Genomic DNA, 15,749 nt, shown 5'->3' with positions numbered 1-15,749 from the left:
TAGCGAGTCCTGGTGGCTAAGAAACAGAGTCGACTATAGAACCCTTTGAGGGAATTACCAATTTTGTTACGGAGATCACCTTAACACCGGCGGTCGGGAAAACGCCGGGCGCCCGATAAAGCGCCCACGCATTACGCGTTTGATGAGATGCGGGCCGCATTTGGCAACACCTTTATGTGTGAACTCCCCTCAGAACGTTACCACTTTCGACTGACCGAAGAAGTCAGCGCCCCACGCCATGCTGTAAGTATCTGCTCTGTGGAGGTGCTTATGGCCTGGCGACCGATTCTCTACGTCATTCTCACTCATCACCCTCGTCTCAGCGCGCGCCGCGCCCGGCTGCGGCTGGTTCATGGCTAGCTTTTTGTTAACAATCACGGTATAACAAACCTTCTTTGGATGTTTAGATGTCCATACGTTTAGAAGGTAATATGCAAACAGAACAAGAAAATGGGCAGCTAAAGCGCACCATGAAAACCCGCCACCTGATTATGCTTTCGCTGGGTGGCGTGATTGGGACAGGGTTGTTTTTCAACACGGGTTACATCATTTCCACCACCGGTGCGGCCGGGACACTGCTGGCGTATCTCATCGGCGCGCTGGTGGTATGGCTGGTGATGCAGTGCCTGGGGGAACTCTCCGTGGCGATGCCGGAAACCGGCGCGTTTCACGTTTATGCGGCGCGCTACCTCGGCCCGGCGACAGGGTATACGGTGGCGTGGCTCTACTGGCTCACCTGGACGGTCGCCCTCGGTTCGAGCTTTACCGCCGCAGGATTCTGTATGCAGTACTGGTTCCCGCAGGTTCCGGTATGGATCTGGTGCGTGGTCTTCTGCGCCGTCATTTTTGCCCTCAATGTCATCTCCACGCGCTTTTTCGCTGAAGGGGAATTCTGGTTCTCGCTGGTCAAAGTGATCACCATCATCGCCTTTATCATTCTGGGCGGGGCGGCAATCTTTGGTTTTATCCCGATGCAGGACGGCTCACCCGCGCCGGGGCTGTCGAATATCACCGCAGAAGGCTGGTTCCCGCATGGAGGTCTGCCGATCCTGATGACGATGGTGGCGGTCAACTTTGCCTTTTCAGGGACGGAGCTTATCGGTATCGCGGCGGGCGAAACGCAGAACCCGCATAAAGTGATTCCGGTGGCGATCCGCACCACCATCGCGCGGCTAATCATTTTCTTTATCGGCACCGTGTTTGTGCTGGCGGCGCTGATCCCCATGCAGCAGGCTGGCGTTGAAAAAAGCCCGTTCGTGCTGGTGTTCGAGAAAGTCGGCATTCCCTATGCGGCGGATATTTTTAACTTCGTTATCCTGACGGCGATCCTCTCGGCGGCCAACTCCGGGCTGTATGCATCGGGGCGCATGTTGTGGTCGCTCTCCAATGAAAAAACGCTGCCGCGCTGCTTTGCGCAGGTCAATAAAAACGGCGTCCCGCTGACGGCAATCTCCGTGAGTATGCTGGGCGGCGTTCTGGCGCTGTTCTCCAGCGTCATCGCGCCGGATACGGTGTTTGTCGCGCTCTCGGCTATTTCAGGTTTTGCGGTGGTGGCGGTGTGGATCAGCATCTGCGCGTCGCACTTTATGTTCCGCCGTCGCCATCTTCAGGCCGGAAAAACGCTGGGCGATCTGCAGTATCGCGCGCCGTGGTATCCGCTGGTTCCGGTGCTGGGCTTTGTGCTGTGCCTGGTGGCCTGCGTCGGGCTGGCGTTTGATCCGACCCAGCGTATTGCCCTTTACTGCGGGCTGCCGTTTGTCGCCCTGTGTTATGGTGCCTACTACCTGACTCAAACCTCAAAAACTCAGGAGCCTGAACATGTCGCAGAATAATCCGCTTACCGCCCTCCTTGAAACACAGCCCTTTATCGTGCTGGACGGAGCGATGGCGACGGAACTGGAAGCGCGCGGTTGTCACCTTGCCGACAGCCTGTGGTCCGCCAAAGTGCTGGTGGAGAACCCGGAACTGATCCGCGAAGTGCATCTCGATTATTTCCGCGCCGGCGCGCAGGTGGCGATCACCGCCAGCTATCAGGCGACGGCAGAAGGGTTTGCCGCACGCGGCTACGATGAAGCGCAATCCCGCGCGCTGATCGGCAAAAGCGTGGAGCTGGCGCGCAAAGCGCGTGAAGCCTGTCTGGCGGAAAACCCGCAGGCGGGCACGCTGCTGGTGGCCGGTTCCGTGGGGCCTTACGGCGCGTTTCTGGCGGACGGCTCAGAATATCGCGGGGATTACGTCCGAAGTGCTGCGGCGTTTACCGATTTTCACCGTTCGCGGGTAGAAGCCCTGCTCGATGCGGGGGCCGATCTGCTGGCCTGCGAAACGCTCCCCTCGTTTGCGGAGATCACCGCGCTGGCGGCGCTGCTGGAAAGCTATCCCCGCGCGAAAGCGTGGTTTTCGTTTACCCTGCGCGACAGCGAGCATCTGAGCGACGGCACACCGCTGCGGGAGGTAGTGGCTGCGCTGGCGGATAATCCGCAGATTGTGGCGCTGGGGATAAACTGTATTGCGCTGGAAAACACCACGGCGGCGCTTCAGCATCTGCATACGCTGACGGATCTGCCGCTGGTGGTCTATCCGAATTCCGGTGAGCACTACGACGCGGTGAGCAAAACCTGGCACCATCACGGCGAAGCCTGTGAAACGCTGGCGGGGTACCTGCCGCAGTGGATTGCGGCAGGGGCGAAGCTGATTGGCGGGTGCTGTCGCACCACGCCGAAGGATATTGCTGAGCTTAAGGCTCTGCGCTAAACATCGCCGGGCGGCGGCTTCGCCTGACCCGGCCTGTAAAACCCGCAGGCCCGGCACGCGTAATGCCGCCGGGCAAACTCACGCCGCGTCTGCCAGCACAAACATGCCGTACGGGTGGATCTCCAGGTAGTAATGGTCACCTTCGTTGGGTTGCAGACGCGTGGCGTTAACCTGCAGCAAAATCTCCTGCCCGTGCCACTCCACAATTACCTCGTACTGCGGCCCCATGTAGGCGACGTGTCGAATAGTACAGCGCTGGCTGTCGTCTCCGCGTTCGCTCAGGGTGATGGCTTCCGGGCGCACGCCGACGGAGCCGGAACCTTCACGCGCAAAGTGCATCGGGCGCGGCAGGCGATAGCCGTGGATCTCCACGTAATCGTCGCTGAAGCGGGCCGGGAACAGGTTTGCGTCGCCCATAAAGCTCGCCATAAAACGCGACGCGGGCTGGCGATAGAGATCCTGCGGCGAACCGATCTGCATAATATTGCCTTTGTTCATCACCAGCACTGTGTCCGACACCGCAAACGCCTCGCTCTGATCGTGCGTCACGTAGAGGGAAGTGATATTGAACTGCTTTTGTAGCTCGCGAATTTTGTCGCGCATACTGCGGCGCAGGTTGGCGTCGAGGTTACTCAGCGGCTCATCAAACAGCAGCACTTTCGGTTTGAGGATCAGCGCACGCGCCAGGGCCACGCGCTGTTGCTGGCCGCCGGAGATCTGATCGACATAGCGATCTTCAAACCCTTCCAGATCGACCATCGCCAGCGCCTCTTTCACCCGGGCTTTGGTTTCCGCGCGCGACACGCCGAGCATTTTCAGGCCGTAGCCGACGTTCTCGCCCAGCGACATATGCGGAAACAGGGCGTAAGACTGGAACACCATGCAGATATCACGCTGCTGGATGGAGCGATGAGTCACATCCTCACCATCAATCAGAATCTGCCCTTCAGTCGGCTTTTCCAGCCCGGCGACCAGGCGCAGAACGGTGGTTTTCCCACAGCCCGACGGGCCGAGGAGCGTCACCATCTGTCCCTGCGGGATCGCCAGGTTGATGTTCTCGATAACGGTGTTATTCCCGAAGCGCTTGGTGACATTGCGCAGTTCAACGAAATGTTTCTGAGTCATAGTTTTACGCCTGGTTTTTAGCTTTGGAACGGGAGGTTCGCGCCTCACCGATCAGCCAGTCAAAGAGGAAAATGATCGCCAGCATGACCACAATCAGGATTGAGCCGTAGGCAATCGCCACGCCGTATTCGCCGTCTTCCACGCGGTTCAGAATGTAGGCCGTGGCCACGCGGGTGTCTGGCGTGACGAGGAACACAATGGCGCTGACGGTAGTAATGGCACGCACGAAGCTGTAGATCAGCGCCGACAGAATCGCCGGGCGCAACAGCGGCAGCAGAATGTGGGTGATGGTGCGCAGGGAGCCCGCACGCAGGCTAAGAGAGGCCTCATCGAGCGATTTGTCGATCTGCCCTAAGCCCGCAATCCCGGCGCGAATGCCGACCGGCACGTTACGCATCACCATCGAAATAATCACAATCGCCGCAGTGCCGGTGAGGTAAACCGGGGCGCTGTTAAAGGCCAGAATGTACGACACACCCGCCACCGTACCCGGCACGGCGAAGCAGAGCATGGTGGTGAATTCGATGGTCTTTTTGCCTTTAAACTGCTGGCGCACGACGACCCAGGCAATCAGCAGACCAAAACCGGCGGTGATCGGCGCGGCGATCCCGGCGTAGAGCAGGGTATCAAGCAGCGAAGGCCATGCGCCGTCGCTCATGCCCTGGCCGAACAGCTTGATAAAGTTATCCAGCGTCAGGGTGTAATCCACGCCCCAGTTGACCGTAAAGCTGCCGTAGAAGATGCTGCCATAAAGCAGGGCGTTAAAGGCGATCCACACCGTCAGCAGGGCGACCACGCTCCACACCAGCGTCACCGGCAGGGGCTGCACGTCGCCACGGTAAGATTTGCCGGAGACCGTGACGTACGAGCGCTTGCCGATCCACATGTACTGAATGCAGAACACCAGCAGGGAGAAGACCAGCAGGAACGCGCCGAGGGTGCTGGCGGCCTGATAATCGAGCTGCGAGCCGGTGATGTAGAAGTAGATTTGGGTGGCTAACACGTCGAAGTTACCGCCGAGCACCAGCGGGTTACTGAAGTCGGCCAGCGACTGGACGATGACGATCAGGAACGCATTGGCGAGCGCGGGTTTCAACAGCGGCACGAAGACGCCGTTAAAGGTCTGCCAGCGGCTGGCGCGCAACGTATAGGAAGCCTCTTCCAGCGAGGGATGAATGGTTTTGATCGCGCCGTCGAGGATCATAAAGGCCATCGGGGTAAACGCCAGCACCTGCGCCAGCCAGATACCGGTGAAACCGTACAGCCAGTTGGTGTTGGTCAGGCCGAACCAGTCGACCATCAGCTCGGTGATGTAGCCGGAGCGGCCCATCATCAGCGTCACGCCTAAACCCACCACAAACGGCGGGGTGACGATCGGCAGGATCGAGAAGATGCGGCCAATGATGGCGCTGCGTTTCGCGATGCGGGTGGTGTAGATCGCCAGCACCAGCCCGAAGAAAGTACAGCCGATACCGACCGCAATCGACAGCAGCACGGAGTTGATAATCACCTGCACGATGTGCGCCTGGGACAGCACATTCATAAAGGCCAGCGGGGCGAACTCCCCGGCGTCGTTGGTGAACATCGGAATGAAAATCGCGATGCTCGGCCAGACGATAAAGATGCCGATCAGGGCCACAATGGTGATCAGCGAGCCAATCACAAAGCGGTCGCCGCCCAGCCACTCCAGACGCGTCAGCGCCAGAGTCATAATCGCGCCGAGAGCAACGAACAGCACAATGGTGGCAAAGCCTAACCCGCGTCCTTCCACCGTAGCGCTGACGACGATAAAGGCCATGCACAGCAGCGCCCAACCGGCGTCGAGATAGTGGCGGCTGCGCTGCTCGCGCTTCGCTTCGTTAAACGGCCGCACCAGCAGCAGGCTTGGCAGCAAATACCACAGCCAGCTGATATTGAAATGGGACCAGCTGTAGGCGTCGAGAATCTCCTCGCGCGTCGACTCCAGCAGGCCGTAATCGAGGCTCCAGCTCGGCAGCAGCGCAAACGCCAGCCAGCCGACTAAAACCCACAGGAATACCGCATCCCGTTTTTTGACGGGATGAAGAGCGAGTGTGTGTGACATAAGTTTTCCGGGCGTTGAGGAAAATGTTGGCCGGGTCACGCGCAGACGCCACCCGGCATTGACCACGTATCGCGGGCTTATTTACCCATCTTCACGTCGCTGACCCATTTGTTGATCAGCGCTTTGCGCACATCCGTTGAGCCGTACTTGTCCATGTCGTAGCTAATCAGCTTCAGATCGTCGAGTTTCAGGGAGTTCGGCGACGTCTCAGCGGTGGTGTTGGTCAGGATTTGGTAGGATTTGCCTTTCTTCCACGCCAGCTCCTGCGCCTCTTTTGACAGCACCCAGTCTACGAACAGCTTCGCGTTCTCTTCGTTACGCGCGCCTTTCAGAATGCTGACGCCGCCAATCTCATACCCGGTGCCTTCGCACGGCGAAATCAGCTCCAGCGGTGCGCCCTGTTCTTTTTCCAGCGAGTAGTCGTGCAGGAAACCAATGCCGATGGCGGTTTCACCGCGCGCGGCGTTACGCGCCGGGGCGATGCCGGATTTGGTGTACTGGGAGACATTGCCGTTGAGCTGTTTCAGGTAGTCAAACGCCTGATCTTCGCCCCACAGCTGCACGAAGGTCGCCAGCGCGGTATAGGCGGTGCCGGAGCTTTGCGGATCGGCGATCTGGATCTCGCCTTTGTATTCCGGTTTGGTCAGATCTTTCCAGCACTTCGGTACCGGCAGGTTTTTCTCTTTCAGGCGCTGGGTGTTGACGCCAAAGCCCAGAATACCGACGTAAACGGCAGAGGAGAGGTTGCCTTTGACCTTGGCGGGATCGCGGAATTTCTCCATGATCTGCTCAAGATTATTTGATTTGTATGGCTGCAGCAGCCCCATTTCACCGGCCTGAGACTGAGGGTCCAGCGTGCCGCCGTACCAGACGTCTGCCTGCGGGTTTTTCTTCTCGGCATCGACTTTCGCCAGCGTGCTGCCGGAGCCGTTGCGGATAAACGAGGTTTTGACGTCGTACTTATCGCCGAACGCTTTGGTTTCGACTTCGCACATTTCGTTGGTGGCGCTGCAATAGACCACCAGACGGCCTTTGGCCTGTGCGGCACCGGTCAAGGTAGCCAGCGCGATCCCGGAAGCAATGAGGGTAGAGAGAAGCGTTGTTTTCATTATTCAGCCCTTTTAAGACGTTATGTGACTGCGAGAAGCGGTGATGCCCGACATCAGCAGCGGCATCAGTAATAAACCCATCAGTACGGCGGCGGTGGAGAGCAAACTGAACATCCCCGACCAGCCGTAATGTTCAATAACCAGTGACAACGGCCATCCGGCAAGCGACGCCCCCAGATAGGCAAAGACGCCGAGAAAACCGGTTATTGAGCCTGCCGCCTGCTTGTGTCCGCATTCGACGGCGGCAAGACCAATCAGCATTTGCGGCCCAAAGACAAAAAATCCGACCGCAAAAAAACAGATCGCCAGCAGGGCGTAGTGGTGAACCGGCGCCAGCCACAGTGCGGCGACAGAAACCATCAGGCCCAGCGTGAAGAGCAAAATCATCGGCGCACGCTGCCCGCTGAAAAGCAGATCCGAGCCCCATCCGGCGAACAGCGCGCCGAGCAAACCACCGACCTCAAACAGCATCACCGTCGCGTTGGCGCTGAGCAGATTGACGCCGTGGCTTTCCGACAGCCAGATGTTCCCCCAGTCGTTCAGCGCGATGCGGATCAAATAGACCAGCAGATAGGAGGCGCCGAGCAGCCAGATCATCGGGTTTTGCAGCATGGTGGTGCGTAACATCTGCCACAAACCCATCGGCGGACTTTGCTGCTCCTGGCGCAGCTCCAGCGGATCGTTGCGCCACTCCCCGACCGTTGGCAGACCCTCTTCCTGCGGTGTCCCCCGCAGTTGCGTGGTCAGCCAAATGCCGAGCACAATGCTGATAATCCCCGGTGTCAGCATCGCCGCCTGCCAGCCCCAGAGATGGGCGGCAAAGGCACATATCAGCGGAATAATCGCCCCACCGATGTTGATGGAGGTATTCCAGCATCCCCACCAGAAGCCGCGCTCGTTGCGCGAATACCAGTGGGTGAGCAGGCGCGCGCAGGGCGGCCAGCCCCATCCCTGAAAGAATCCGTTCAACGTCCAGATGAACAGCAGCAGGCCAAACGAATCGCTGAAGGTGAACAGCACGTTCAGCACCCCGGTGGCCAGCAGGCCGATCCCCATAAACGCCCGCTGTCCGTGGCGGTCATGCCACAGTCCGGCGGCAAATTTCGACAGACCGTAGCTCAGATAAAACAGCGACCCGATAAGCCCGATATCGCTTTTACTCAGCCCTAAATCCATCTGCAGGGCGGGCAGAACGTAATTGACGCTTTTGCGCGTCAGGTAAAACGCCGCGTAGCCCACCACCATGCACAGCAACAAGCGTGGGCGCAGGGCCCGATAGCGTTGAGAAATCTGTTCAGCAGACAGTGCGTGCATGGCGTTCTCCGTTTGAGCTGACTGTAGGGAAGTGCAAGGCAAAAGGGATGAGAGAAAGTCTGGAGTGACTAAGACTTTTTCCTGGTTAGTGCGGTGTTTGTTGCAAAATTGTGGGCAGGTTAACAATTACGCGCGTGCCGCCCTGCGACTCAAGGGTAAATTCACCGCCCAGGGCGTGTACGCGCTCGCGCATGCCCTGAATGCCAAAGCCGGGTGCATTGTCCGGCGCAATTCCGCTGCCGTTGTCCGTGACCTCCAGTAACAGGCGGCCATGGTGCTGGCGCAAGACGATCCGCACTTCGCTGGCGTCTGCGTGTTTGCTGACGTTATTCAGCAACTCCTGCAACAGGCGATAGAGGGTAAAGACCAGGGTTTCGTTTTGCGGCGGCGCGGCCAGCTGCCAGTCAAAACGGCAGTCGATGCCGCGCTCGGCAAAGGCGAATTCGTTCACCAGATGGTGCAGCGCCTCCTGAAGTGAGAGTTCATCCAGCACCGGCGGACGCAGCTGGCGCAACAGCTGGCGGGTAGAATGGTGGATGCGACGCGCCAGCTCGTTGATCTGTCCGGCGGCTTCCACCGCCAGGGGCGTATCTCCTGCGCGTTTGACTAACTGGGACTGGATCTGAATCGCCGTGATGTTCTGGCCGATTTCGTCGTGCAGCTCGCGCGCCAGATGCTTGCGGGTATCTTCTTCCGTGTGGATCAGCTTTTCGGTCAGCGTCCGACGGGCCTGCAGCTCCGCTTCGAGCCTGCGGCGATAGTGATCGAGATTCAGTGCCAATTGCTGCTGACGGCTGATGGCGATCCCCAGCCCGATGCCGAGCAGGGACTGGGTGGCGAGAAATATCTCCAGTTCCAGCAGGTCCGTAAACCCCACGCCCACCTGACGGGCAATGGTGATCATCATGCTGCCGAGCAGACCGGAGAGCACGCCGCCCTGCCAGCCGAATTTCCACGCCATCACCACGTTTGGCAGGAACACCACAATCAGCAGCAGGCGTTCCAGGGCGGGGGAGAGCACCATCTGCGTGCCGATCCCGATGATGAAAAACAGGCTGCACCAGATGATCAGCGACGTGCGCAGGGGCGGATTGGTCGTGTCCAGCCCGAGAAGATGGTAGCGATGCTGCTGGCGTAAAAACTCAAACACCAGATAGACGAACGGTGTCAGCAGCACGCCGCCGGTAAAAGAGGCCAGCCCCAGGAGCGTGGCGGGGCTTTGCAGAAACGGTGCGAGACACAGGGTTTGCAGCAGCGCGTTGACGCTCACCGCCGCAATCAGCAGCGACAGCCGCTGCCAGTACAGGGGAAAACGGTGCCAGTAGCGTTGCACCGCGTAAGCACTGAGTAGCCCGAGGGGCGGCGCGGCCAGCATCAGATAGCTTGTCAGTAATTGCTCACTGTGCAGCCAGAGAATGGCGGCGAGCGTCGGCAATACCACGGCGGGCCAGAAACGGCGCGACAGGAGGATCAGCAGCGCCAGATAGACGCCCTGCGGCAGAAAAAGCACCGCCTGCTGGCCGTTGTGGGTGAGATAAAAACTGAGCGTCCACAGCATCAGCCAGCCGGTTCCCCAGGCCAGCATAATAAACAGGGAGAGAACAATGTGCCGCAGGGAGCGCCGCATCAGTGGCCCGTCAGCAGCTGATTGTCGAGAGCGAAATGCACCAGCTCAATGGTGCTGCTGCACTGCAATTTTCCCAGCACGTTGGCGCGATGGACGTGAACCGTCTTATGGCTCAACTCGAGGGTAAAGGCGATGGCCTTGACGCTTTCGCCTTTTACCAGCAGGTCGAACACCTCCCGCTCGCGCGGGGTGAGGACATCGAGCACTTTCGACACCGGCTGGCCGCCACGCAGGGCTTTGACCGCGTCGGCGCAGAGATAGTGGCCGCCCATGCCGACGGAGCGCACCGCCTGCACCAGCTCCTCCGGGCCGCAGCGCTTGGTGAGATACCCGCTGGCTCCCGCATCGAGCGCGCTTTGCACGAAAGCGGGTGTGTCATAGATGCTCAAAATGATGGCGCGAAACGTCGGGCGCTGCTGGCGCAGGCGCTTGAGCAGGCTAAGCCCGTTTTCATCGGGCATGGCGACATCCAGCACCGCGACGTCAATCTCGCTGTGGGTTAACGCCGACCAGGCGTCAGCCGCACTGCTGTACTGGCCTTCGACCACCAGGTCGTCCTCCAGATTTAACAGCTGCGCAAAACCCGACCGCACTACCACATGGTCATCCACCAGCACCACTTTGATCATTGCTTATTTCTCTTGCCGAAGTTGATATCCATGATGCCTGTTGCGCCGGGGGTGGCAATAAGCTGAGCACGGATATGTAACCTGTGTAACAAAAATGCAATAAATTAAAAACCTCAACGAATATTCCAGCGTGTTTCAGGCGGCGCAGCGGATATCGCCATTTTCAGGGCGGGGAGTAGGCGGCGCCTTTATATATGAATAAATCCGCGCGTTTATTGATGTATTGTGAAATCGGGTAAAGAAGATGTAACGCGCTGCGGCAACAGGTGCTGATTTTACGTCTGTCTCTCGGGCCTGATTCGTTAACTCATGGTTCGATAATCTATTATTTCGCATTTTGTTAGTATTAAAACCTAATGCTGAGATCTGCTGTATTTATTATTCTAATTTTATCTCTTATTTGTTGAAGTTGTTTGTTATTGACTGAAAGGGCTATTTCGCCTTTTTTTTCGGTCATTACGGGTTACTATTTATTGCATCAGTGAGGCGTAAGCCGAAATACGAAAATGGCTTTGAACTTGCTGATGAATATGTTTAGAGATTTTTTGATTTGTGAAGGAATGACGCCAGAGCATTAATCTGGCGCGGGAGTGTTTTACTCAAAATTCATTAATCAAAAATCTTATTTGTGTGTCATTTCCTTAATTACAGGACCACTTTTTATGAAACTGAATAACGTTTTTTCTGCTCTGGTATTGGCTTCAGGTTTAACTGCATTTGGCGCTCAGGCCGATCAAGGTAGCGGTGTGGTGACTTTCACCGGCTCCGTGATTGACGCGCCATGCTCCGTTGCGGCGGGCGATGACGATCAGACCATCGACCTGGGTCAGGTTTCCAGCTCTGCGGTAGCAAACGGCGGGACTTCTACTCCGATTCCTTTCTACATCCACCTGGAAAACTGCTCTGTTGATACGGCAAACACCGTTTCCACCACCTTTACCGGCGCAGATTCCAGCGTTGACGGCGCGGTACTGGGTGTGACCGGTTCTGCCACCGACGTGGGCATCGTGATGACTGACGGCGACAGCAACACCATCACGCTGGGCGAAGCGACCGCAGGCCAGACCCTTCAGAACGGCGATAACACCCTGGCTTACTCCGCCTACATCATCGGTGGCGAAGCGCCAACCGAAGGTGATTTCACCGGCGTGACGAACTGGACTCTGGCATACGAATAAGGTTTTCCCTTATTTCACGATGTTATTCAGGCGGCCTGTCCGGGCCGTCTGAAATTGAACTTTGACCGAATAAGAGAAAAGGGATTGCGATGCATATTTTAATATCTACATCGACACCGCCGATCGTGAAAATCTTCCTTTTTCTCCTGTCTGGTTATTGCCTGCCATTACTGGCGGCAAACCAGGGGGACGGCGCGGTATTCATTAAAGGGGAGGTGCTTTATACCCCCTGCGCAATTGATCTTGATAGCCGCGATCAGACGATTGATATGGGAGAAACGCCCGTCGCTGAAATAGCCACCAAAGGCTACGGCCCAACGCGTCATTTTACCGTTCGTTTAATTAATTGCCTGATGTTGCCATCACCAGGGCACAGCCTGTTCGACTCTGAGTATTACCAAATCACCTTCGATCCCATGACCGGAACAGAACGTTTTGGCATTCGCGGAGAGGCCGAGGGCATTGAGCTGACCCTGCACGACACCGAGGGGAACCGCGCCCTGCCAGGCGTGGCGCTTCCGGCGAAAGAGGTGACGCAGGGAACGCTCAATCTTCACTACGCGCTGCAGATTATCAGCGACGGTAAGCCTCTGAAATCAGGCGCTTATCAGTCTCTGATTCGCTTCAGAATGGATTATTACTGAGATGCATAAAAAGACTCTGCCACGATTCAGACGCTCGACCCTCAGTATGCTTATTCTGGGGATGCTTCTGCCGGTTTCAGCGCCCTGGGCTGATGATGATATCCAGTTCAACACTGATGTGCTGGATACCCAGGACAAAGACAATATCGATCTTAGCCACTTCTCCCGTCGCGGCTACGTGATGCCAGGCGAATACACCTTCACCATTATGGTGAACAAGGAGAGCCTGCGGGAAGAGCAGATTGTGGTCTATCCCGAGGGCGAAAATGGCCAGCAGAGCCTGATCTGCCTGACGCCCGATCAGCTCTCACGCTTCAATCTAAAATCCAGCGTGATGAACGATCTGCGCTGGCTGCGTGACGGCCAGTGTCTGGATAAGAGCAGTCTGGAAGGGCTGGAGATCCGCGTCGACCTGGCGAAAGACACGCTCTATCTGGCTGTCCCGCAGGCTTATCTTGAATTCACCGCCCCGAACTGGGACCCGCCGTCGCGCTGGGATGAGGGGATCCCTGGGGTGATGGCCGATTACAACCTCAACATGCAGACCCAGCACTCGGTGAATGCGTCTGACAGCCAGAGTCTGAGCGGAACCGGCGTTTTTGGGGCCAACCTCGGGCCGTGGCGCGCCCGCGCCGACTGGCAGACCAACTGGGACAAGCGTAACGGCACCACGGATAAAGATTTTAGCTTCAGCCGCTACTACCTCTATCGCGCCATTCCGTCGCTGAAGGCCAAGCTGACAATGGGCGAGGATTACCTTAGCTCGGACATTTTTGACACCTTCCGCTTTACCGGGGTGAGCCTGAACTCAGATCTCAGCATGTTGCCGCCGAGCCTGCGTGGGTACGCGCCGGAAGTGACAGGCATCGCCCGCTCCGGCGGTAAAGTGACGATCAGCCAGCAAGGGCGCGTGCTCTATGAAACCCAGGTGGCGGCAGGGCCGTTTCGTATTCAGGAGCTGAATGACGCGGTTTCCGGCACTCTGGATGTGCGGGTGGAAGAGCTGGATGGAAGCGTGCAAACCTTCCAGGTGACGACGGCCTCTGTGCCGTACCTGACACGCCCCGGCGCGGTGCGCTATAAGCTGGCGGCGGGGAAACCCTCCGAGTGGGAGCACAGCATGACCGGGCCGCTGTTTACCTCCGGCGAAGCCTCCTGGGGGATCGCCAACGGCTGGACGCTGTATGGCGGCACGGTGGTGGGCGGAGACTATAACGCCCTGTCGGCAGGGGTGGGACGCGATCTCTACCTGCTGGGGGCGCTCGCCGCCGATATCACCCAGTCGCGCGCGTCGCTGCCGTCTGAAGGCACGCTGTCAGGCACATCGTACCGGGTCAGCTACTCCAAAACCTTCGATGAATACGACAGCCAGGTGACCTTCGCGGGCTACCGTTTCTCCGAGCGCGACTTTATGAACATGTCGGAATATCTCGACGCGCGCTACGGCAGCGGGGCGTCTCACAGCCCGAAAGAGAAATACACGCTCTCCTTCAACAAGCGCTTTCGCGAGCTGGGGCTGAGCACCTATCTGAACTACAGCCACCAGACCTACTGGAACAGCGCCGATAACGATCGCCTGACGCTCTCCATGTCGCGCTACATCGACGTCGGGCCGTTCAAAAACATGAGCGTCTCTCTGTCCGTGTATCGCAGCGAATACTACTCCCTGAAGGATGACGGCGCGTATGTGTCGATTTCACTGCCGATTGGCAACGGCACGTCATTGAGCTACGGCGCCACCGTCAACCGCACGGATAACACGCATCGCGTGAGCTATTACGGCCGCCTCGATGAGCACAACAGCTTCCAGGTCAGCAGTGGCCTTTCGCGCAGCGGCCCGACGGGCTACGGCTACTACACCTGGCAGGGCGACAGCGCGCAGGTTCAGGCCAATGCCAGCTATCAGTCCGGCAACTACAGCGCCCTGGGGATGACCCTCAACGGTGGAGTGACGATGACCACGGAAGGCGGCGCGGCGCACCGCTCCAACGCGCGCGGCGGAAGCCGGGTGCTGGTGGATACCGCAGGGGTGAGCGGCGTGCCGGTGAAAGGCTTTGGCGCTTCGGTCAAGACCAACCACTTTGGCAAGGCGGTGATTGCAGACGTGAACAGCTACTACCGCAACCCGATCCGCATCGACGTGGACAAACTGGATGAAAACGCCGACGTCACCCGCTCTGTCTCCCAGGCCACCCTCACCGAAGGGGCCATCGGCTATCGCCAGTTCGATGTGATTGCCGGGGGCAAAGCGATGGCGTTTATCCGCAAAGCGGACGGCAGTTTCCCGCCGTTTGGCGCCTCTGTGGTGAACAACAAAAATCAGGAAACCGGCGTCGTGAACGACGAAGGGAGCGTCTGGCTGAGCGGCATCCAGGCCAATGGAAAAATGACCGTGAAATGGGACGGCAAAGCCCGCTGCGTGGTGAACCTGCCGCCTGTTCTTCCGCAGGTACTGGATAACCTGCTTTTAACCTGTGCGCCGGAATAGACCGGCCAAGAAAACGAGATGAGCTGACTAAGATGACGATTGTACGATTGGATGCACTGGCAGGCATCGCACTGGCATTTACTGCTGTCGCCCACCAGGCCAACGCCGCCGTGGCGCTGGACCGGACCCGGGTAATTTTTGACGGTGCGGCGAAATCCGTCAGCCTGCGGATCACCAACGAAAACAAAACCCTGCCGTATCTGGCGCAGGGCTGGGTGGAAGATCCTCAGGGCAACAAAATCACCGATCCGCTGGTGTTACTCCCGCCGGTTCAGCGTATTGAGCCCGGCGAGCAGAGTCAGATCAAGGTGCAATCCACCTCCTCGATCCAGCGTCTGCCGCAGGATCGCGAGTCGCTGTTCTACTTTAACCTGCGCGAGATCCCGCCGAAAAGCACCCGGCCTAACACCCTGCAGCTGGCGCTCCAGACGCGCATCAAGCTGTTTTATCGCCCTTCGGCCATCGAAGTGAAACGCACGGATTACGCCACGCCGTTCCAGGAACAGCTCACGTTGACGCGTGAAGGGGATAAGTACCGCATCACCAATCCGACGCCGTATTTCATCTCGCTGGTGAATGCGTCGTCGACACTGACCGGCAAAGCCGCGGCGGGGTTTAAGCCGGTGATGGTGGAGCCGAAAGGGCAGCTGGTTCTCGCGCCTTCCGCATCGGCACTGGGCGCTGCGCCGGTCCTGACCTATGTGAATGACTTTGGCGGACGCGCGAAGCTGGTGTTTAGCTGCGGCGGCAATACGTGCAAGGCGGTTGCGCAGGAAAAGAAAAAGTAAGTGATTACGGGAG

Annotated in this window: 12 protein-coding genes; 6 read left to right on the top strand and 6 right to left on the bottom strand. The window is 58.1% G+C overall.

The window, feature by feature from the left end:
• The first annotated feature begins 431 nt into the window (after nucleotides 1-431).
• Both mmuP and mmuM read left to right on the top strand, forming a co-directional pair.
• Nucleotides 432-1,832, top strand: coding sequence for an S-methylmethionine permease (gene mmuP, locus F153LOC_RS06695; protein WP_102104349.1), 1,401 nt, complete (start codon nucleotides 432-434; stop codon nucleotides 1,830-1,832).
• On the top strand, nucleotides 1,819-2,751 hold the full coding sequence (mmuM, locus tag F153LOC_RS06690) for a homocysteine S-methyltransferase (protein ID WP_100777489.1): 933 nt from the start codon (nucleotides 1,819-1,821) through the stop codon (nucleotides 2,749-2,751). The genes mmuP and mmuM overlap by 14 nt, the downstream gene beginning before the upstream one ends.
• Nucleotides 2,752-2,829: 78 nt before the next feature.
• Here mmuM and fbpC read toward each other — a convergent pair whose 3' ends face one another.
• From fbpC to F153LOC_RS06660, 6 genes are all read right to left on the bottom strand, one after another.
• Complete coding sequence (gene fbpC, locus F153LOC_RS06685; protein ID WP_100777488.1) at nucleotides 2,830-3,876, bottom strand: ferric ABC transporter ATP-binding protein; 1,047 nt, start codon at nucleotides 3,874-3,876, stop codon at nucleotides 2,830-2,832.
• A gap of 4 nt (nucleotides 3,877-3,880) precedes the next feature.
• On the bottom strand, nucleotides 3,881-5,959 hold the full coding sequence (locus F153LOC_RS06680; protein WP_100777487.1) for an iron ABC transporter permease: 2,079 nt from the start codon (nucleotides 5,957-5,959) through the stop codon (nucleotides 3,881-3,883).
• Nucleotides 5,960-6,036: 77 nt separating this feature from the next.
• Entirely contained in the window at nucleotides 6,037-7,068 is a 1,032-nt protein-coding gene (locus F153LOC_RS06675; RefSeq protein WP_102104348.1) for an ABC transporter substrate-binding protein, read from the bottom strand.
• A gap of 12 nt (nucleotides 7,069-7,080) precedes the next feature.
• Nucleotides 7,081-8,382: an MFS transporter family glucose-6-phosphate receptor UhpC gene (gene uhpC / locus F153LOC_RS06670; protein WP_102104347.1), complete on the bottom strand. Its 1,302-nt coding sequence runs from the start codon at nucleotides 8,380-8,382 to the stop codon at nucleotides 7,081-7,083.
• A gap of 85 nt (nucleotides 8,383-8,467) precedes the next feature.
• Nucleotides 8,468-10,009 carry an MASE1 domain-containing protein gene (locus tag F153LOC_RS06665; protein WP_102104346.1) on the bottom strand — a complete coding sequence of 514 codons (1,542 nt, stop codon included), beginning with the start codon at nucleotides 10,007-10,009 and terminating at the stop codon, nucleotides 8,468-8,470.
• Nucleotides 10,009-10,638 (bottom strand): response regulator transcription factor, encoded by a 630-nt coding sequence (locus F153LOC_RS06660; protein WP_100777483.1) that lies wholly within the window; start codon nucleotides 10,636-10,638, stop codon nucleotides 10,009-10,011. Before F153LOC_RS06660 ends, F153LOC_RS06665 begins: the two co-directional genes overlap by 1 nt.
• Before the next feature lie 662 nt (nucleotides 10,639-11,300).
• On the opposite strand from F153LOC_RS06660, the gene F153LOC_RS06655 reads away from it, so the two are divergent.
• The 4 genes from F153LOC_RS06655 (at nucleotide 11,301) to F153LOC_RS06640 (ending at nucleotide 15,736) form a co-directional block, all read left to right on the top strand.
• The gene (locus tag F153LOC_RS06655) at nucleotides 11,301-11,816 is read left to right on the top strand and encodes a fimbrial protein (protein WP_100777482.1); all 516 of its coding nucleotides are present in this window, start codon (nucleotides 11,301-11,303) and stop codon (nucleotides 11,814-11,816) included.
• Between the two features lie 89 nt (nucleotides 11,817-11,905).
• Nucleotides 11,906-12,460 carry a fimbrial protein gene (locus tag F153LOC_RS06650; protein ID WP_102104345.1) on the top strand — a complete coding sequence of 185 codons (555 nt, stop codon included), beginning with the start codon at nucleotides 11,906-11,908 and terminating at the stop codon, nucleotides 12,458-12,460.
• A gap of 1 nt (nucleotide 12,461) precedes the next feature.
• Nucleotides 12,462-14,948 carry an outer membrane usher protein gene (locus F153LOC_RS06645; protein WP_102104344.1) on the top strand — a complete coding sequence of 829 codons (2,487 nt, stop codon included), beginning with the start codon at nucleotides 12,462-12,464 and terminating at the stop codon, nucleotides 14,946-14,948.
• Between the two features lie 32 nt (nucleotides 14,949-14,980).
• Nucleotides 14,981-15,736, top strand: coding sequence for a fimbria/pilus periplasmic chaperone (locus F153LOC_RS06640; protein ID WP_102104343.1), 756 nt, complete (start codon nucleotides 14,981-14,983; stop codon nucleotides 15,734-15,736).
• The last annotated feature ends 13 nt before the right edge of the window (nucleotides 15,737-15,749 follow it).

The organism is Lelliottia sp. F153 (assembly GCF_002870005.1).
GTDB lineage: Bacteria > Pseudomonadota > Gammaproteobacteria > Enterobacterales > Enterobacteriaceae > Enterobacter > Enterobacter nimipressuralis.
The sequence above is the reverse complement of the archived record's forward strand: the minus strand, read 5'-3'. Positions and strand labels throughout refer to the sequence as shown.